The sequence below is a fragment of the Pseudomonas sp. D3-27 genome, assembly GCF_051132165.1.
GTDB lineage: Bacteria > Pseudomonadota > Gammaproteobacteria > Pseudomonadales > Pseudomonadaceae > Aquipseudomonas.
The window spans coordinates 5323766-5341766 of sequence record NZ_CP071667.1 but is presented as its reverse complement, the minus strand read 5'-3'; the positions used below and the strand labels follow the sequence as shown (position 1 = coordinate 5341766).

Annotated in this window: 17 protein-coding genes; 11 read left to right on the top strand and 6 right to left on the bottom strand. The window is 60.5% G+C overall.

Going from position 1 to position 18001, the window contains the following annotated elements; genetic code table 11:
- Window positions 1-50: 50 nt before the first annotated feature.
- A complete protein-coding gene (locus tag J3P92_RS23990) occupies window positions 51-488 on the top strand; it encodes a YkgJ family cysteine cluster protein (protein WP_024778075.1) in 438 nt (145 codons plus the stop codon).
- 210 nt (window positions 489-698) lie between these two features.
- Here the strand turns inward: J3P92_RS23990 and typA are convergent, their stop codons facing one another.
- Both typA and thiI read right to left on the bottom strand, forming a co-directional pair.
- The gene (gene typA / locus J3P92_RS23985; RefSeq protein WP_420766323.1) at window positions 699-2519 is read right to left on the bottom strand and encodes a translational GTPase TypA; all 1821 of its coding nucleotides are present in this window, start codon (window positions 2517-2519) and stop codon (window positions 699-701) included.
- Window positions 2520-2653: 134 nt separating this feature from the next.
- Window positions 2654-4108: a tRNA uracil 4-sulfurtransferase ThiI gene (thiI, locus tag J3P92_RS23980; protein ID WP_420766324.1), complete on the bottom strand. Its 1455-nt coding sequence runs from the start codon at window positions 4106-4108 to the stop codon at window positions 2654-2656.
- 328 nt (window positions 4109-4436) lie between these two features.
- Here thiI and glnA point away from each other — a divergent pair, with 328 nt between their 5' ends.
- From glnA to ntrC, 6 genes are all read left to right on the top strand, one after another.
- Window positions 4437-5843, top strand: coding sequence for a type I glutamate--ammonia ligase (gene glnA, locus J3P92_RS23975; RefSeq protein WP_014336114.1), 1407 nt, complete (start codon window positions 4437-4439; stop codon window positions 5841-5843).
- Window positions 5844-5964: 121 nt separating this feature from the next.
- Complete coding sequence (locus J3P92_RS23970) at window positions 5965-6522, top strand: chorismate mutase (protein WP_434649284.1); 558 nt, start codon at window positions 5965-5967, stop codon at window positions 6520-6522.
- 232 nt (window positions 6523-6754) lie between these two features.
- Window positions 6755-7273 (top strand): DUF4124 domain-containing protein, encoded by a 519-nt coding sequence (locus tag J3P92_RS23965; protein WP_434651196.1) that lies wholly within the window; start codon window positions 6755-6757, stop codon window positions 7271-7273.
- Window positions 7270-7896, top strand: coding sequence for a DUF4124 domain-containing protein (locus tag J3P92_RS23960; RefSeq protein WP_420766326.1), 627 nt, complete (start codon window positions 7270-7272; stop codon window positions 7894-7896). Before J3P92_RS23965 ends, J3P92_RS23960 begins: the two co-directional genes overlap by 4 nt.
- A 254-nt stretch (window positions 7897-8150) precedes the next feature.
- A complete protein-coding gene (glnL, locus tag J3P92_RS23955) occupies window positions 8151-9236 on the top strand; it encodes a nitrogen regulation protein NR(II) (RefSeq protein WP_420766327.1) in 1086 nt (361 codons plus the stop codon).
- Window positions 9233-10669: a nitrogen regulation protein NR(I) gene (gene ntrC, locus J3P92_RS23950; protein ID WP_420766328.1), complete on the top strand. Its 1437-nt coding sequence runs from the start codon at window positions 9233-9235 to the stop codon at window positions 10667-10669. Before glnL ends, ntrC begins: the two co-directional genes overlap by 4 nt.
- A gap of 505 nt (window positions 10670-11174) precedes the next feature.
- On the opposite strand, the gene J3P92_RS23945 is transcribed toward ntrC, so the two are convergent.
- Window positions 11175-11615 (bottom strand): hypothetical protein, encoded by a 441-nt coding sequence (locus tag J3P92_RS23945; protein ID WP_434608255.1) that lies wholly within the window; start codon window positions 11613-11615, stop codon window positions 11175-11177.
- On the opposite strand from J3P92_RS23945, the gene trmL reads away from it, so the two are divergent.
- Window positions 11614-12069 (top strand): tRNA (uridine(34)/cytosine(34)/5-carboxymethylaminomethyluridine(34)-2'-O)-methyltransferase TrmL, encoded by a 456-nt coding sequence (gene trmL, locus J3P92_RS23940; RefSeq protein ID WP_420766330.1) that lies wholly within the window; start codon window positions 11614-11616, stop codon window positions 12067-12069. The genes J3P92_RS23945 and trmL overlap by 2 nt on opposite strands.
- A 145-nt stretch (window positions 12070-12214) precedes the next feature.
- Here trmL and secB read toward each other — a convergent pair whose 3' ends face one another.
- Genes secB through J3P92_RS23925 form a run of 3 tightly spaced genes read right to left on the bottom strand, consistent with a single transcriptional unit; the run spans window position 12215 to window position 13405 of the window.
- Window positions 12215-12697, bottom strand: a complete 483-nt coding sequence (gene secB, locus J3P92_RS23935; RefSeq protein WP_420766331.1) for a protein-export chaperone SecB — start codon at window positions 12695-12697, stop codon at window positions 12215-12217.
- A gap of 38 nt (window positions 12698-12735) precedes the next feature.
- Window positions 12736-12990 carry a glutaredoxin 3 gene (gene grxC / locus J3P92_RS23930; RefSeq protein WP_434608259.1) on the bottom strand — a complete coding sequence of 85 codons (255 nt, stop codon included), beginning with the start codon at window positions 12988-12990 and terminating at the stop codon, window positions 12736-12738.
- Between the two features lies 1 nt (window position 12991).
- Window positions 12992-13405: a rhodanese-like domain-containing protein gene (locus J3P92_RS23925; protein WP_420766332.1), complete on the bottom strand. Its 414-nt coding sequence runs from the start codon at window positions 13403-13405 to the stop codon at window positions 12992-12994.
- Window positions 13406-13557: 152 nt separating this feature from the next.
- Between J3P92_RS23925 and gpmI the strand changes: the two genes are divergently transcribed.
- The 3 genes from gpmI (at window position 13558) to J3P92_RS23910 (ending at window position 18001) form a co-directional block, all read left to right on the top strand.
- Entirely contained in the window at window positions 13558-15087 is a 1530-nt protein-coding gene (gene gpmI, locus J3P92_RS23920; protein ID WP_434561130.1) for a 2,3-bisphosphoglycerate-independent phosphoglycerate mutase, read from the top strand.
- Window positions 15088-15359: 272 nt separating this feature from the next.
- Window positions 15360-16652 (top strand): murein hydrolase activator EnvC family protein, encoded by a 1293-nt coding sequence (locus tag J3P92_RS23915; RefSeq protein ID WP_420766334.1) that lies wholly within the window; start codon window positions 15360-15362, stop codon window positions 16650-16652.
- Window positions 16653-16684: 32 nt separating this feature from the next.
- Window positions 16685-18001, top strand: a complete 1317-nt coding sequence (locus J3P92_RS23910) for a S41 family peptidase (protein WP_434608266.1) — start codon at window positions 16685-16687, stop codon at window positions 17999-18001.

The following is an 18001-nucleotide window of genomic DNA, read 5'->3' as shown; positions in this document are numbered from 1 at the left end:
TCACCAGTCCCGGTATGATCGCGCGCCCTGATGCATGCTGGTACACACCGATGATGAAGCCCAACCTGATCGCCGCCGCGGAGATCGACCGACTCGATACCTGGGCCAAGTACTCCGCCCCGATGTGCGGTTCCTGCGTGTCGAGCTGCTGCACGCTGCCGGTGGAGGTGAAGATCAAGGATCTGATCCGGATTGGCATCGTCGATGAGTTCGAACTGGGCGACCCGCCGAAGAACATCGCCAAGCGCCTGCAAAAGGAAGGGATCGTCGAGCGCTACAACCAGAAATCGGAAATCTTCACGTTGCAACGCATGAGCAACAACGATTGCCTGTACCTGGACCGAAAGAGCCGGCTGTGCACCATCTACGAGAAGCGCCCGGACACCTGCCGCAACCATCCACGGGTCGGGCCACGGCCGGGTTATTGCGCGTACAAGCCCAAGGAAGTGGAGCGCGAGCGGAATCCTCGGACGTTGGATCGATTCTGATCGACTGATGGCTTGCGGCGCCTGACCCATCGCTTTCGCGAGCAGGCTCGCTCCCACAGGGGCCTGTGTCGCTCACAATAAATGTGGGAGCGAGCCTGCTCCGGGCGGCGATCCGACGAAGAGGCCCTGGCAGACACTGCCAAATCCCAGGCACAAAAAAACGCCCCCGGTCTCACAACCGGTGGCGTTTTTCATTCAGCCAGGGCTAAATCAGGCCTTGGCTTTCTTGGCGGCGCGGGTACGCTCGCTTTCGTCCAGGATCTTCTTGCGCAGGCGGATCGACTTCGGCGTCACTTCGCACAGCTCGTCATCCTGGATGAATTCCAGGGCCTGTTCCAGAGTGAAGCGAACAGGTGGAACCAGGGCGATGGTTTCGTCTTTACCCGAAGCACGCATGTTGTCGAGCTTCTTGCCCTTGGTAGGGTTCACGCCCAGGTCGTTGTCACGGCTGTTCAGACCAACGATCTGGCCGCCGTAGATTTCCTGGCCGTGCTCGACGAACAGCTTGCCACGCGCCTGGAGAGTTTCCAGGGAGTAGGTCAGTGCCTTACCGGTTTCAACCGAAACCAGAACGCCATTCTGACGGCCGGACATGTCGCCCGACTTCATCACGTCGTAACGGTCGAAGATCGAGGTCAGGATGCCAGCACCGTTGGTCAGGGTCAGGAACTGGTTACGGAAACCGATCAGACCGCGAGCAGGGATGTTGTATTCCAGACGTACACGGCCTTTGCCATCCGGCACCATGTTGGTCAGGTCGCCCTTACGCAGGCCCATCTCTTCCATCACCTTGCCCTGGGATTCTTCCGGCAGGTCGATGGTGACGTTTTCGAACGGTTCGTGCTTCACGCCGTCAACCAGACGGATGATCACTTCCGGACGGCCTACAGCCATTTCGAAGCCTTCGCGACGCATGGTTTCGATCAGTACCGAAAGGTGCAGTTCGCCACGGCCGGAAACCTTGAACTTATCAGCCGAGTCGCCTTCTTCAACGCGCAGTGCAACGTTGTACAGCAGCTCTTTGTCCAGACGTTCCTTGATGTTACGGGACGTCACGAACTTGCCTTCTTTACCGCAGAATGGCGAGTCGTTGACCTGGAAGGTCATGGAAACGGTCGGCTCGTCGACGGTCAACGGCTTCATCGCTTCAACGGTGTCCGGGTGGCACAGGGTGTCGGAGATGAACAGCGAGTCCATACCGCTGATGCAGACGATGTCGCCGGCGGCAGCTTCTTCGACGTCAACGCGGTGCAGGCCATGGTGACCCATCAGCTTCAGGATACGACCGTTGCGGCGCTTGCCGTCGGCGCCGATAGCCACGACCGGGGTGTTCGGCTTGACGCGACCACGGGCGATACGGCCAACACCGATCACACCCAGGAAGCTGTTGTAGTCCAGTGCCGAGATCTGCATCTGGAACGGACCGTCACGGTCAACGGCCGGTGCAGGTACGTTGTCGACGATCGACTGGTACAGCGGGGTCATGTCTTCAGCCATGTCGGTGTGGTCCAGACCGGCAATGCCGTTCAGGGCCGAGGCGTAGACGACTTTGAAGTCCAGCTGTTCTTCGGTGGCGCCCAGGTTGTCGAACAGGTCGAAGATCTGATCCAGAACCCAGTCCGGACGCGCGCCTGGACGGTCAACCTTGTTGATGCACACGATCGGACGCAGGCCGGCTTCGAAGGCCTTCTTGGTCACGAAACGGGTTTGCGGCATAGGGCCGTCCTGGGCGTCAACCAGCAGCAGCACGGAGTCGACCATCGACATCACGCGCTCTACTTCACCACCGAAGTCGGCGTGGCCCGGGGTGTCCACGATGTTGATGTGGTAGCCGTTCCAGTTGATGGCGGTGTTTTTCGCCAGGATGGTAATACCGCGCTCTTTTTCCTGGTCGTTGGAGTCCATCACGCGCTCGTCGTTGAGCTCGTTGCGCTCCAGGGTGCCGGATTGACGCAAGAGTTTGTCTACCAGGGTGGTCTTACCATGGTCAACGTGAGCAATGATGGCGATGTTGCGTAGATTTTCGATCACTTGTGTATCTCGATCAGAGGATTCGGTGTGCTGACAGGTCGTGGCAGCGATTTACAGTAGAGTCCGACAGTTACAGCGTGTCGGCGGCGTCGGGGGGCCGGTGACGCAGGCCACAGGCAAACAGCCCCGGGCACTTAGCTCGGTCGATAAACGCGCACATTGGCATGCCCCTCACTGAGCAAATGGTGAGCATGCAGGCGACTCATCACGCCTTTGTCGCAATACAGCAGGTACTGGCGAGTAGGGTCCAGTTCCTTGAAACGCGCGTTCACTGCATAGAACGGCATCGTTTGTACCTCGACGCCGGCGATACTCAGCGGGTCGTCCTCAGCATCGTCCGGGTGACGGATGTCGATGATGATCTGACCGGCCAGCGCTTCGCCGACTTCTTCAATCTGGATGTCCTGGCCCAATTCGTCGATGACCCGATCGATCGGTACCAGCCTGGCGTTCTCGATCGCGCGCTCGAGTACCGCCATGTCGAATTCTTTCTCTTCGTGCTCCACGCGCCCGCGCTTGGCCGCCGTCTTCGGATTGACGGAAATGACCCCGCAGTACTCGGGCATGTGCCGGGCGAAATCGGCGGTGCCGATCTCGTTCGCCGTGTCGATGATGTCCTGCTTGTGGCTGGCGATCAGCGGGCGCAGCACGAGTTTCTCGGTCACGCAGTCGATCACCGACAGGTTCGGCAGCGTCTGGCTCGATACCTGGGAAATCGCCTCGCCGGTCACCAGCGCGTCGATGTGCAGGCGGTCGGCGATGCTCGTCGCGGCACGCAACATCATACGCTTCAAAATGACGCCCATATGACTGTTATCGACTTTGCCGAGAATCTCGCCCAGGACTTCCTCGAACGGCACGCTCACAAATAACACGCGCTGGGAGCTGCCGTACTTCTTCCAGATGAAGTGCGCCACTTCCATCACGCCCAGCTCATGGGCGCGCCCGCCGAGGTTGAAGAAGCAGAAATGGCTCATCAGGCCGCGACGCATGATCTGGTAAGCGGCGACGGTGGAATCGAAGCCACCGGACATCAGCACCAGCGTTTGCTCCAGTGACCCCAACGGGTAACCGCCGATGCTGTCGTGCTGGCTGTGGATCACGAACAACCGCTGGTCGCGAATTTCGATGCGCACTTCAACCTGCGGATCTTTCAGCGAGATCCCGGCGGCGCCGCACTGCCGGCGCAGCTGGCTGCCGACATAACGTTCCACGTCCATGGAACTGAACGGGTGCTTGCCGGCGCGCTTGCAGCGGACCGAAAAGATCTTGCCGGCCAGTGCATCACCATAATGGAGCATGCACTTGGCGAGGATATCGTCGAAGTCCCCCAGCGGGTACTCGTCAACTTGCAGGAAATGCGCGATGCCCGGCATGCAGCTCAGGCGCTCGGTCATTTCCTTCAGCAGCTTGGGTTCGCTGACGCGGGTTTCCAGTTCGAGGTTGTCCCACACACCGTTCACCACCACGGCCGGGTCCAGGTCACGGAGCACGGCACGGATGTTCTTGGCCAACTGGCGGATGAAACGCATCCGTACCGGGCGGCTCTTGATGGTGATCTCGGGGAAGACTTTTACGATTAGTTTCATGAAAACAGCGCGCGAACGGCCAGCCGAAAAAGGGGGGCGCGGATTATAGCGGAAATTGCTCAAGGTTTAACCAGTTTATGTGCAGATGGTTTTGCATGCACCAAAACGGGTCATTATCGATTGACGGCGCCACATTGCAGTGCGTTATTGTCTGACAATCTTTGATTTGCGCCTGTAAAAGCGTGGATTTGGTGCAAAAAACCCATGGTGGGGCACTGGCATGCAATTTGCTCCCTTGTGAGGCAGGTTGCCTTGGCAGAGTATTCGCGCCGGCATCACCCATATCTAAGGGCACTCCACTACCCGCCCGAAGCCACCCGGAGGACATATGTCGAAGTCGGTTCAACTCATCAAAGATCATGACGTCAAGTGGATTGATCTGCGCTTCACTGACACCAAAGGCACTCAACATCACGTGACCATGCCGGCCCGTGATGCGCTGGACGACGAATTCTTCGAAATCGGCAAGATGTTCGACGGTTCTTCCATCTCCGGCTGGAAAGGCATCGAAGCCTCCGACATGATCCTGATGCCGGACGACGAAACCGCCGTCCTGGACCCGTTCACCGAAGAGCCGACCCTGATCCTGGTCTGCGACATCATCGAACCTTCGACCATGCAAGGTTATGACCGCGACCCACGCGCCATTGCCCACCGCGCCGAGGAATACCTGAAGTCCACCGGTATCGGCGACACCGCTTTCTTCGGTCCAGAGCCTGAGTTCTTCATCTTTGACTCGGTCAAGTTCAAGTCCGATATCTCCGGCTCCATGTTCAAGATCTTCTCCGAACAAGGTTCGTGGATGTCCGACCAGGACGTGGAAGGCGGCAACAAAGGCCACCGTCCAGGTATCAAAGGCGGCTACTTCCCGGTTCCACCGTTCGACTTCGACCACGAAATCCGTACCTCCATGTGCAACGCACTGGAAGAAATGGGCCAGACCGTCGAAGTTCACCACCACGAAGTGGCAACTGCCGGCCAGAACGAAATCGGTGTGAAATTCAACACACTGGTGAAGAAGGCTGACGAAGTCCAGACCCTGAAGTACTGCGTACACAACGTTGCCGACGCCTACGGCCGCACCGCGACCTTCATGCCGAAGCCTCTGTACGGCGACAACGGTTCGGGCATGCACGTGCACATGTCGATCTCCAAGGACGGCAAGAACACCTTCGCTGGCGAAGGTTATGCCGGTCTGTCGGACACTGCCCTGTACTTCATCGGTGGCATCATCAAGCACGGTAAGGCCCTGAACGGCTTCACCAACCCGTCGACCAACTCCTACAAGCGTCTGGTACCAGGCTTCGAAGCCCCGGTCATGCTGGCCTACTCGGCTCGCAACCGTTCCGCCTCGATCCGTATCCCTTACGTTAACAGCCCAAAAGCCCGCCGTATCGAAGCGCGCTTCCCGGATCCGGCTGCCAACCCATACCTGGCCTTCGCTGCACTGATGATGGCCGGCCTGGACGGTATCCAGAACAAGATCCACCCTGGCGATGCCGCTGACAAAAACCTGTATGACCTGCCGCCTGAAGAGGCCAAGGAAATCCCACAGGTTTGTGGCAGCCTGAAAGAAGCCCTGGAAGAGCTGGACAAGGGCCGTGCGTTCCTGACCAAGGGCGGCGTATTCAGCGATGACTTCATCGACGCTTACATCGCACTGAAAAGCGAAGAAGAAATCAAGGTTCGCACCTTCGTACACCCACTGGAATACGAGCTGTACTACAGCTGCTGATCCAGTAAGCGCCGCCACGCACGGCGTGAACTAAAGAGAGGCCTCCTTCGGGAGGCCTTTTTTATGGGCGCAGGATGCGTGCATGATGGTGCGCCGCTTCCCTTACAAGACGAGATCGCCAATGACTTCCCGCTTGAAGATTTGCCTCGCCCTGTCTGCCGCACTGCTGTGTTCCACAGCCGAGGCCAGCAACGCCCCCGACGCCCTGACGCCGTTGCTCAATGCCATCGGCGAACGCCTGCTGATCGCAGATCAAGTGGCATTGAGCAAATGGGACAGTGGCAAACCCGTAGAGGACCGTCCGCGCGAGCGCGAAGTCATTGCCGCCGCCGTGGCCCAGGCGCCCACCTACAAGCTGAACGGCGAGACGGTGGAGGCGTTTTTCGCCGCCCAGATAGAAGCCAACAAACTGGTCCAATACATCAACTTGTCCGACTGGGCCCTGGACGGCAAGGCGCCAGACCTGCCGCGCCCGGACCTGGTAGGCGAGATCCGCCCTAAACTCGACCGCCTGCAAAAACGCCTGCTGCAACAACTGGCCGACTTCGCGCCCTACCGCACCGATCCACAGTGCCCGCAATGGCTGGCCCAGGCCACCCACCACAACAAACAGCACCCGGTGCACCGGCTGGCCCTGATCCGGGCAACCGGCGGACTGTGTATATCCATAAAACCCTGAGGCCACACCCCCTTTCCCTGTGGGAGCGAGCTTGCTCGCGATGAGGCCAGCATATCCAATACCTCAGCGACTGAGACGCCGCTGTCTCGAGCAAGCTCGCCCCCACACTGGCTTTATGCCGCCATGACATCCAGGCATGACACTGGACTCTGGGCTGGGCGCAACACTTTGGCCAACCGCCCACCGTGACCTATGCTGCAACTATCACCTCTTGTTTTCGGTCAATTTTTCCATGGGTCGTGGTTTATCAATCTTCTTTTTGTTGCTGCTGACGCTGCCCGCCGCCGCGCAGATCTACAAATACACCGACGCCAACGGCAACACCGCCTACAGCAACCAGCCGCCCGACGGCGTGCCGGCCCAGGCGGTGGAGTTGCCGCCGCTCAACAGCGTTGAAACCCAGGCTCCGACCACCCCGGAAACGCCCGCACCTGCGCAAAACAACGACGCGCCGCGCAACGCCTACGACCTGCTGGAACTGACCGACATTCCAACCGATGAGGCCCTGCGCGCCAACAATGGCACCTTCACCGTCGGCGTTCGGACACAACCGCGCCTGCAAAGCCCCCATCTGTTCAGGTTGCTGCTGGACGGCCAGCCCTATGGCCAGCCTAGCAATGTGCCACGGCTGCAATTGATGAACATCGATCGCGGCGAGCACAGCCTCGCAGTCCAGGTCATCGACGGCGAGCGCCTGGTGCAGCAGAGCGAAACCGTCACCTTCACCGTGCAGCGGGTACACGTTCCTTGAGCCGCTGGTTACTCGCCGCAGCCCTGCTGTTGAGCGCATCGCCGGGCCTGGCGCAGGTCTATACCTACATCGACGCCCAGGGCAATCGTGTCTTCACCGACCAGCCCCGCCCCGGCAATGCCAAAAAATTGCAGCTATCACCGGGCAACCGGATGCAGGCGCCGCCCCCGGGTACAACCTCAACGGCGCCACCGGAGGAACCGCGACCCGAACCATTGTTTCGTTACGAGATGCTCCGGCTGCTGATTCCCGAACCGGACGCCACGATACGCAGCACCGCCGGGGAGCTGATCGTCACCGCCACCAGCGAACCCGGCCTGCAGAAAGGCCATCGCTACCGCCTGCTGCTGGATGGCAAACCCACCGGCGCCGCAGGGCCCAGCCCGGTATTCGCGTTGAAGAATATCGACCGTGGCAGCCATCAACTGGCGGTTGAAATCCTCGATGAGCAAGACCGTATCGTCGAACGCACCGCCAACCAACCCTTCCACATGCAGCGCATGTCCCTGGCACAGAAGCGCCGCGTCAAACCTTGTACAAAGGCCGATTACGGCCAACGTCCCGAATGCCCGCTCGCCGACAAGCCCAAGGAAGAAGAAAGCAGCATCCTGCCGTTCTTCTAATGCCCCTGGAGATGGAGCACCATATTGGTGCAGGCTCCGCACGCCCTACCCAGATACCAACCCATTTTGGTTCGAAACTACCCGAAAGCGCTGGCAGAACGCCGCGTAAACGAGCGCACAAAGGCTGATTGAGGCTTTAAACGCTTCTTTTCGGAGCCTTGGTTTGGTTTTTGCATTTTCCTGGTATCAGCGCATTAATCGCGCGCGCAATTTGAGGGCTTGCCTCCAATTGCTACGCTTTAAAAGAGGTCCTGATGACCATTAGCGACGCACTACACCGCTTGCTGCTCGACAATCTCACCACCGCGACCATCCTGCTCGACGCCGAACTGCGCCTTGAGTACATGAACCCGGCGGCGGAGATGCTCTTGGCTGTCAGTGGCCAGCGCAGCCATGGGCAGTTCATCAGCGAACTGTTTACTGAATCCGCCGAAGCGCTCAACTCCCTGCGCCAGGCCGTCGAGCAGGCCCACCCATTCACCAAGCGCGAAGCCATGCTTACCGCCCTGACCGGGCAGACCCTGACCGTCGACTACGCGGTAACGCCTATCCTGAACAACCACGCCACCCTCCTGTTGCTGGAAGTCCATCCCCGTGATCGCCTGCTGCGCATCACCAAGGAAGAGGCGCAATTGTCCAAGCAGGAAACCAGCAAGATGCTGGTGCGCGGCCTCGCCCACGAGATCAAGAATCCGCTTGGCGGCATACGTGGCGCGGCGCAGTTGCTCGCCCGTGAGCTGCCGGAAGAAAGCCTCAAGGACTACACCAACGTCATCATCGAAGAAGCCGACCGCCTGCGGAACCTGGTGGACCGCATGCTCGGCTCGAACAAGCTTCCGTCCCTGGCGATGTGCAACGTCCACGAAGTGCTGGAGCGCGTCAGCAGCCTGGTCGAAGCGGAAAGCCAGGGCTGCATCACGTTGGTGCGCGACTACGACCCGAGCATTCCCGACGTCCTGATCGACCGCGAGCAGATGATCCAGGCCGTGCTGAACATCGTGCGCAACGCCATGCAGGCCATCAGCAGCCAGAACGAGCTGCGCCTAGGCCGCATCAGCCTTCGCACCCGCGCCATGCGCCAGTTCACCATCGGCCATGTGCGTCATCGCCTGGTGACCAAGATCGAAATCATCGACAACGGCCCGGGGATCCCTGCCGAGCTGCAGGAAACCATCTTCTTTCCCATGGTCAGCGGCCGCCCGGACGGTACCGGGCTGGGGCTGTCCATCACCCAGAACATCATCAGTCAGCATCAGGGCTTGATCGAATGTGAAAGCCACCCTGGCCACACCACTTTCTCGATCTTCCTGCCACTGGAACAAGGAGCCACATCGACATGAGCCGTAGTGAAACCGTGTGGATCGTCGATGACGACCGTTCTATCCGCTGGGTCCTGGAAAAAGCCTTGCAACAGGAAGGCATGACCACCCAGAGCTTCGACAGCGCCGATGGGGTGATGAGCCGCCTGGCCCGTCAGCAGCCGGACGTCATCATCTCCGACATCCGCATGCCCGGCGCCAGTGGCCTGGACCTGCTGGCCAGGATCCGCGAGCAGCATCCGCGCTTGCCGGTGATCATAATGACCGCTCATTCGGACCTGGACAGCGCTGTCGCGTCCTACCAGGGCGGTGCGTTCGAATACCTGCCCAAGCCGTTCGACGTCGACGAAGCCGTGTCCCTGGTCAAGCGCGCCAACCAGCACGCCCAGGAACAACAAGGCCTGGAAGAAGTGCCAGCCCTGGCCCGCACCCCGGAAATCATCGGCGAAGCGCCGGCGATGCAGGAAGTGTTTCGCGCCATCGGCCGCCTGAGCCATTCCAACATCACCGTGCTGATCAACGGCGAGTCGGGCACTGGCAAGGAATTGGTTGCCCATGCCCTCCACCGTCACAGTCCCCGGGCGGCGTCGCCATTCATTGCTTTGAACATGGCGGCGATTCCCAAGGATCTGATGGAATCCGAGCTGTTCGGCCATGAAAAAGGTGCGTTTACCGGCGCGGCCAACCTTCGACGCGGACGCTTCGAACAGGCCGATGGCGGCACCTTGTTCCTTGACGAAATCGGCGACATGCCGGCCGACACCCAGACCCGCCTGCTTCGGGTATTGGCGGACGGTGAGTTCTATCGCGTGGGCGGCCATACGCCGGTCAAAGTGGATGTGCGGATCATCGCCGCGACCCACCAGAACCTGGAAACCCTGGTCCACGCCGGTAAATTCCGGGAAGACTTATTCCATCGCCTGAACGTGATCCGCATCCACATACCGCGCCTGGCCGACCGCCGCGAAGACATCCCGACCCTGGCCCGGCATTTCCTTGGCCGTGCCGCTCAGGAACTGGCCGTGGAGCCCAAGCTGCTCAAGAGCGAAACCGAGGAATACCTCAAGAACCTGCCATGGCCCGGCAACGTGCGCCAATTGGAGAACACTTGCCGCTGGATCACGGTAATGGCTTCGGGGCGCGAAGTGCATATCAGCGACCTACCACCCGAGCTGTTGAGCCTGCCACAAGATTCGGCGCCGGTGACCAATTGGGAACAGGCCCTGCGCCAGTGGGCCGACCAGGCGTTGGCCCGCGGCCAATCGAGCCTGCTGGACAGCGCCGTGCCGAGCTTCGAACGCATCATGATCGAGACCGCCCTCAAGCACACCGCCGGCCGCCGCCGCGACGCCGCCGTGCTGCTGGGCTGGGGCCGCAATACCTTGACCCGCAAGATCAAGGAATTGGGGATGAAGGTCGATGGTGGGGATGATGATGAGGGAGATGAGGGTTGATCAGCCTTTGATCCTTCACTGAATTTGAAGGCCCAATCGCGAGCAGGCTCGCTCCCACAGGTTTTGGGAACGACACAGAGCTACTGTGGGAGCAGCCTGCTCGCGATGCTTTTAAAGGTTTTGTGCACCGCTTCAATGCACTGCGGGCTGCAATTGCCCCACTGTAACAAGCCAAAAGCCGGTGGACCATGCTAGGAAAACCAGCCCACACAAAAGCCAAAGCCCCGGAATACGGGGCTTTGCTCATTCACAGCAGTGTTTTCGTGACAAGCCGTTTAAAACTGGCACGCCCCCTGCAATAGCTAGGTCACTACCCAGTTTTGGGGACCTTGGTACAGGCAGGCCGGGGATTCCCCTCTTTTATACCGGGCTCTCGAGCCCGCTGTTTTGGGGGCCTTGATACAGGCAGGTCAAGGTTTCCCTTCTTTACACCCAGGGCTCTGCGCCAAGCGCGAGCCCTCCCGTTTTGGGAACCTTGGTACAGGCAGGCCGGGGATTCCCTCTTTTATTGCTCTTGGAGACGGATCTCCAGCCGCCAGCGGTCATCGACTTCGCTGCCGGCCCATTCCCCTCGCAACGGACGCGCCGCCACCAGCGTCAGCAACAACCCCTTGTCACTCAACCGCACCCGCCAATTCACGTCCTTGCCGTTGAGCTTGAGCTGGCCCTTCTGCGGTCGACCTTCGGCCTGGAACAACAGTGCCACGGAGCCGTCGACGATTTCCCCGTGGAGCTTGGGTTCATTGTTGAACCAGGCTACCAACACGCCATCGCCCGCCTCGATCTGTTGCAGCGCACTGGGGTCAGGCGTGGTCAGACGGCCGATCATTAGCCCGACCATCATGCCGAAGATCGCCAGCGAGCCCAGCACCCGAGGCAATAGCTTCGAACGTCGGTCGGTTTGCGGCGTAGAATGCCGCTCATCTTTATCTGCGGAGCCGTGCATGTTTCACGTCATCCTTTTTCAACCGGAAATACCGCCCAATACCGGCAACGTCATCAGGCTGTGCGCCAACAGCGGCTGCCACCTGCATTTGATCGAACCACTGGGCTTCGAGATGGACGACAAGCGCCTGCGCCGCGCGGGCCTCGATTATCACGAGTATGCCACTTTGCAGCGGCACGCCGACCTCGCCAGTTGCCTGGAAAGCCTGGGGCACCCACGTCTGTTCGCGTTCACCACCAAGGGTTCACGGCCGTTTCATGACGCCAGTTTCGTCGCCGGTGATGCGTTTCTGTTCGGCCCCGAAAGTCGCGGCCTGCCGGCCGATGTGCTCGACGCCCTGCCGGCGGAACAGCGCCTGCGCCTGCCGATGCGCGAAGGCTGCCGCAGCCTGAACCTGTCCAACACCGTAGCAGTGGCGGTTTACGAGGCGTGGCGGCAGAACGGCTTCCGGTAACAAGATTGACAATCCCGGGCCAGAAACCCCTGTGGGAGCGAGCCTGCTCGCGATAGCGGTGTATCAGTCAACTCACTGCTGACTGACATACCGCTTTCGCGAGCAGGCTCGCTCCCACAGGTTTCGTGCCTGGCTATGGAACGGATTACTGAACGGTCGCGCCGCCTTCCTCTTGCATGCGCTGCAGCTCTTGTGCGTACAGAGCATCGAAGTTCACCGGAGCCAGCATCAGGGCCGGGAACGAACCGCGGGTCACCAGGCTGTCCAGGGTTTCGCGAGCGTAAGGGAACAGGATGTTCGGGCAGAAGGCGCCCAGGGTGTGGCTCATCGAAGCGGCGTCGAGGTTCTTGATCAGGAAGATACCGGCTTGCTGGACTTCGGCAATGAACGCCACTTCGTCACCGTTTTTCACGGTCACGGACAGGGTCAGCACCACTTCGTGGAAATCTTCTTCCAGGGCTTTCTGACGGGTGTTCAGGTCCAGGGCCACGCTCGGCTCCCACTGCTGACGAAAGATCGCCGGGCTTTTCGGGGCCTCGAAGGACAGGTCACGGACATAGATGCGCTGCAAGGAGAATTGCGGTGCGGCTTCTTCTTCAGTGGCAGCAGTGTTCTGTTGGTCAGTCATCGCAGATCCTTCTTACTTCAGTTCTATTGATAAGGAATTCAAGCCTTGAGCAGCGCGTCAAGCTTGCCGGCGCGCTCCAAGGCATACAGGTCATCGCAACCGCCCACGTGAGTGCCGCCGATCCAGATCTGCGGCACGGAAGTACGCCGGGCCTTCTGGGTCATTTCGGCGCGCAGTTGCGGCTTGCCGTCGACCTTGATCTCTTCGAAAGCCACGCCTTTGCTTTGGAGCAAGTGCTTGGCTCGGGAGCAGTAGGGGCAGTAATCGCTGGAATAGACAACAACGTGGGGCATGTCACTTCACCAGGGGCAGATTGTCGGCTTTCCAGCTTGCAACGCCACCGGACAGTTTGGCGGCGGTGAAGCCGGACTTCATCAGTTCGCGGGCGAGGGTCCCGGCCTGCTGGCCTTGGGCGTCGACCAGGATCACCGTCTTGGCCTTGTGCTTTTCCAGTTCGCCTACGCGTGCGACCAGTTTGTCCTGAGGGATGTTCAGCGCGCCGACAATGTGACCGGCGGCGTAGTCCTTGCTCGGACGAATATCGACCACGACGCCGGCGTCCTTGTTGACCAGCGCGGTCAGCTCGCCAGTGCTCAGGCTGCGACCGCCGCCCTGCATCGTGTGGGCAACCAGCAAAGCCAGCAGTACGACGAAGATACCGACGAGAATGTAGTGGTTAGTGGCAAATTCAATCAGGTGAGCAACCATCGAAGGAGGTTCCAGGGCGTTAAAATGTCGGCCAGTATACACAGCACGCAAGGCCGGCCAAACCCCGCCCGGCGGTGACGGCACCGGAACTTACCTTTAAACTGCCCGTCCCTTTTCCATCGTCTTCTTTTAACCAGCCACGAGTCGATTCCATGACTACCACGCCTAAACCTTTGGTCCTGATGATTCTGGACGGCTTCGGTCACAGTGACAGCCACGAATCCAACGCCGTATACGCGGCCAGGAAGCCTGTGCTCGATCGCCTGTGGGCCACCGTGCCGAACGGCTTGATCTCCGGCAGCGGCATGGACGTCGGCCTGCCGGACGGGCAGATGGGCAACTCCGAGGTCGGCCACATGAACCTCGGCGCGGGCCGCGTGGTTTACCAGGACTTCACCCGCGTGACCAAGTCGATCCGCGACGGCGACTTCTTCGAAAACCCCACCATCTGCGCCGCCGTGGACAAAGCAGTGGCCGCTGGCAAGGCCGTGCACTTCATGGGCCTGCTGTCGGACGGCGGCGTGCACAGCCACCAGGACCACCTGGTCGCCATGGCCGAACTCGCTGCCAAGCGCGGCGCCAAGAACATCTACCTGCACGCCTTCCTCGATGGCCGCGACACGCCGCCCAAGAGCGCCGAGTCGTCGATCAAAGTACTGGACGACACCTTCAAGGCGTTGGGCAAGGGCCGGATCGCCAGCCTGATCGGCCGTTATTTCGCCATGGACCGTGACAATCGCTGGGACCGCGTCGCCCAGGCCTACAACCTGATCGTCGACGGCAATGCCGAATTCCATGCCGCCACCGCGCAAGAGGGTCTGCAAGCGGCTTATGAACGCGGCGAAAGCGACGAATTCGTCAAGGCCACCACCCTCGGCGAGCCGGTAAAAGTCGAAGACGGCGACGCCGTGGTGTTCATGAACTTCCGTGCCGACCGTGCCCGCGAACTGACCCGCGTATTTGTCGAAGATGATTTCAAGGAATTCGAGCGCGCCCGCCAGCCGAAACTGGCCGGCTTCGTGATGCTGACTCAATACGCCGCCAGCATTCCCGCGCCATCCGCCTTTGCCGCCGGCAGCCTGGACAACGTGCTGGGCGACTACTTGGCGAAAAACGGCAAGACCCAGCTGCGCATCGCCGAAACCGAAAAGTACGCCCACGTGACGTTCTTCTTCTCCGGTGGCCGTGAAGAACCCTTCCCGGGCGAAGAACGCATCCTGATCCCCTCGCCGAAAGTCGCCACCTATGACCTGCAGCCGGAAATGAGCGCGCCGGAAGTGACCGACCGCATCGTCGATGCCATCGAGAACCAGCGCTACGACGTAATCGTGGTCAACTACGCCAACGGCGACATGGTGGGCCATAGCGGCGTGTTCGAGGCGGCGGTCAAGGCCGTTGAATGCTTGGACACCTGCGTGGGTCGCATCGTCGACGCCTTGGAAAAAGTCGGCGGCGAAGCCCTGATCACGGCGGACCATGGCAATGTCGAGCAAATGTCCGATGAGTCCACCGGCCAGGCCCACACCGCCCACACCACCGAGCCGGTGCCGTTCATTTATGTCGGCAAGCGCGACTTCAAGGTCCGCGACGGCGGCGTGCTGGCTGACGTGGCACCGACCATGCTGATGTTGCTGGGCATGGAGAAACCGGCGGAGATGACCGGGACTTCGATCCTGGTCTGACGAAGCGTCGCAGGTTTGAGCACAGCTTGTGTGGCGAGGGAGCTTGCTCCCGCTCGATGGCGCAGCCATCGCAAAGGCTTCTGGCCTGATCTACTGTCGAGGGGCTGCTTCGCAGCCCAGCGGGAGCAAGCTCCCTCGCCACAGCAAGCTCGCTCCCACATTGGGGTTTGGTGTTTTTCGGGCCAGTTATCACACAGCCCTAAATGGGCGTTTTTTTTGCAGCGTGGGGCGGGCATACTAGGCCGTCCCTTTCCCTGGTGCCACCCGCCTCTATGCTCCGCGTCCTGATAGCCCTTGCCCTGACCTGCCTGCTCCAACCGGCCTTCGCCGACGAGCGCGCGCAAACCCAACAGCAGTTGGAAGCCACGCGCCAGGACATCGCCGAGCTGAAGAAACTGCTGGGCAAGCTGCAGGAAGAAAAATCCAGTGTGCAGAAAGACTTGCGCGGCACCGAGACCGAGATGGGCAAGCTGGAGAAGCAGGTCGAGGCCCTGCAGAAAGAGCTGAAGAAAAGCGAATCCGAGCTGCAACGGCTCGATGGAGAGAAAAAAAAACTCCAGAGCGCGCGCACTGAACAGCAAAAGCTGATCGCGATCCAGGCCCGAGCGGCCTACCAGAACGGTCGCCAGGAATACCTCAAGCTGCTCCTCAACCAGCAGAACCCCGAGAAATTCGCCCGCACCCTCACTTATTACGACTACCTGAGCCAGGCACGCCTGGAACAGCTCAAGAATTTCAACGAAACCCTGCGCCAACTGGCCAATGTCGAAAAAGACATCGAGTTGCAGCAAGCCCAATTGCTGGTCCAGAAAAGCAGTCTCGACACCCAGCGCGAAGAACTCGAGAAAGTCCGCAAGGAGCGCCAGGTTGCCCTGGCCAAACTCAATGACGATGTGAAAGCCCGCGACAGCAAGCTCAAGGCCCGCGAGCAAGACCAGGCCGAACTGGCCAACGTCTTGAAGACGATCGAGGAAACACTGGCCCGCCAGGCCCGAGAGGCTGAAGAAGCGCGCCAGAAAGCGCTGATCGCCCAGCAGGAAGCCGAAAAAAAGCGTTTACGTGAAGCCCAGGCCGACGCGGACGCCGGCGACGCGCCGCGCAAACCGGCAAAATCGAGCCCCGGCACGCTGGTTTCCAGCGGTGGAGAAACCTTCGGCGGTGCTTTTGGTTCGGCCCGGGGAAAACTTCCATGGCCGGTCAATGGTCGATTGCTTGCGCGCTTCGGTGAAACCCGCGGCGACGATACCCGCACCAAGTGGGACGGCGTGATGATCAGCGCCTCCGCCGGCAGCCAGGTGCACGCCGTGCATGGCGGGCGCGTGGTGTTTGCCGATTGGCTGCGCGGCGCCGGCCTGTTGGTGATTCTCGACCACGGCAACGGTTACTTGAGCCTGTACGGCCACAACCAGACGCTGCTCAAGGCGGCGGGCGATGTGGTCAAGGCCGGCGAGTCCATCTCCACGGTCGGCAACAGTGGCGGGCAGGATACGCCAGCACTGTATTTCGCTATTCGTCAGCAGGGTCGCCCCAGCGACCCGGCCCAATGGTGTCGTGCGCAAGGATAAGCGCGCCCATCCTATTAAGGAGTTCGTTCGACATGCTGCATTTGTCCCGCCTCACCTCGCTGGCCCTGACGATCGCCCTCGTGATCGGCGCGCCCCTGGCCTTCGCCGCCGAAACGGCCCCGTCGGCACCCGCCGCCACCGCCGCGACCACCAAGGCTCCGCTGCCGCTGGACGAACTGCGCACCTTCGCCGAGGTCATGGACCGGATCAAGGCTGCCTACGTCGAGCCCGTGGATGACAAACAGCTGCTGGAAAACGCCATCAAAGGCATGCTCAGCAACCTTGACCCGCACTCGGCCTACCTGGGGCCGGAGGATTTTGCCGAGTTGCAGGAAAGCACCAGTGGCGAGTTCGGCGGCCTGGGTATCGAAGTCGGCAGCGAAGACGGCTTCGTCAAAGTCGTCTCGCCAATCGACGATACGCCCGCTTCCAAGGCCGGCATCCAGGCCGGTGACTTCATCGTCAAGATCAACGGCCAGCCGACACGCGGCCAGAGCATGACCGAAGCCGTAGACAAGATGCGCGGCAAGATCGGCCAGAAAATCACCCTGACGCTGGTGCGCGACGGCGGCACGCCATTCGACGTGACCCTCACGCGAGCGGTCATCCAGGTCAGGAGCGTGAAGAGCCAGTTGTTGGAGTCGGGCTACGGCTACATCCGCATCACGCAGTTCCAAGTCAAGACAGGCGAAGAAGTCGCCAAGGCCCTGGCCAAGTTGCGCAAGGACAACGGCAAGAAGCTCAACGGGCTGGTTCTGGACCTGCGCAACAACCCCGGCGGCGTACTGCAATCGGCCGTCGAGGTGGTGGATCACTTCATCACCAAGGGCCTGATCGTCTACACCAAGGGGCGCATTGCCAATTCCGAGCTGCGCTTCTCAGCCACTGGCAACGACCTGAGCGAAGCCGTGCCATTGGTGGTGCTGATCAACGGCGGCAGTGCCTCGGCCTCGGAAATCGTCGCCGGCGCCCTGCAGGACCAGAAACGCGGCGTGGTCATGGGCACCACCAGTTTTGGCAAGGGCTCGGTGCAGACCGTGTTGCCGCTGAACAACGATCGAGCGTTGAAGATCACCACCGCGCTGTACTTCACCCCTAACGGCCGCTCCATCCAGGCCCAGGGCATCGTCCCGGATATCGAAGTGCGCAAGGCCAAGATCACCAGCGAGGCGGACAGCGAGTACTTCAAGGAAGCCGACCTGCAAGGTCACTTGGGCAATGGCAACGGCGGCGCCGACAAGCCGACCGGTTCCGGTGCCAAGGCCAAGCCAATGCCGCAGGACGACGACTATCAGTTGGCTCAGGCCTTGAGCTTGCTCAAGGGGTTGAACATCACTTCCGGCCGCTGA

What these genes read in the sequence shown, in the direction of transcription:
- trmL (WP_420766330.1), top strand. Translation starts at nt 11,614, where the DNA reads ATGTTTCACGTCATCCTTTTTCAACCGGAAATACCGCCCAATACCGGC.
- J3P92_RS23990 (WP_024778075.1), top strand. Translation starts at nt 51, where the DNA reads ATGATGAAGCCCAACCTGATCGCCGCCGCGGAGATCGACCGACTCGAT.
- glnA (WP_014336114.1), top strand. Translation starts at nt 4,437, where the DNA reads ATGTCGAAGTCGGTTCAACTCATCAAAGATCATGACGTCAAGTGGATT.
- J3P92_RS23925 (WP_420766332.1), bottom strand. Translation starts at nt 13,405, where the DNA reads ATGGTTGCTCACCTGATTGAATTTGCCACTAACCACTACATTCTCGTC.
- ntrC (WP_420766328.1), top strand. Translation starts at nt 9,233, where the DNA reads ATGAGCCGTAGTGAAACCGTGTGGATCGTCGATGACGACCGTTCTATC.
- J3P92_RS23965 (WP_434651196.1), top strand. Translation starts at nt 6,755, where the DNA reads ATGGGTCGTGGTTTATCAATCTTCTTTTTGTTGCTGCTGACGCTGCCC.
- secB (WP_420766331.1), bottom strand. Translation starts at nt 12,697, where the DNA reads ATGACTGACCAACAGAACACTGCTGCCACTGAAGAAGAAGCCGCACCG.
- gpmI (WP_434561130.1), top strand. Translation starts at nt 13,558, where the DNA reads ATGACTACCACGCCTAAACCTTTGGTCCTGATGATTCTGGACGGCTTC.
- J3P92_RS23945 (WP_434608255.1), bottom strand. Translation starts at nt 11,615, where the DNA reads ATGCACGGCTCCGCAGATAAAGATGAGCGGCATTCTACGCCGCAAACC.
- J3P92_RS23970 (WP_434649284.1), top strand. Translation starts at nt 5,965, where the DNA reads ATGACTTCCCGCTTGAAGATTTGCCTCGCCCTGTCTGCCGCACTGCTG.
- thiI (WP_420766324.1), bottom strand. Translation starts at nt 4,108, where the DNA reads ATGAAACTAATCGTAAAAGTCTTCCCCGAGATCACCATCAAGAGCCGC.
- glnL (WP_420766327.1), top strand. Translation starts at nt 8,151, where the DNA reads ATGACCATTAGCGACGCACTACACCGCTTGCTGCTCGACAATCTCACC.
- grxC (WP_434608259.1), bottom strand. Translation starts at nt 12,990, where the DNA reads ATGCCCCACGTTGTTGTCTATTCCAGCGATTACTGCCCCTACTGCTCC.
- J3P92_RS23910 (WP_434608266.1), top strand. Translation starts at nt 16,685, where the DNA reads ATGCTGCATTTGTCCCGCCTCACCTCGCTGGCCCTGACGATCGCCCTC.
- J3P92_RS23915 (WP_420766334.1), top strand. Translation starts at nt 15,360, where the DNA reads ATGCTCCGCGTCCTGATAGCCCTTGCCCTGACCTGCCTGCTCCAACCG.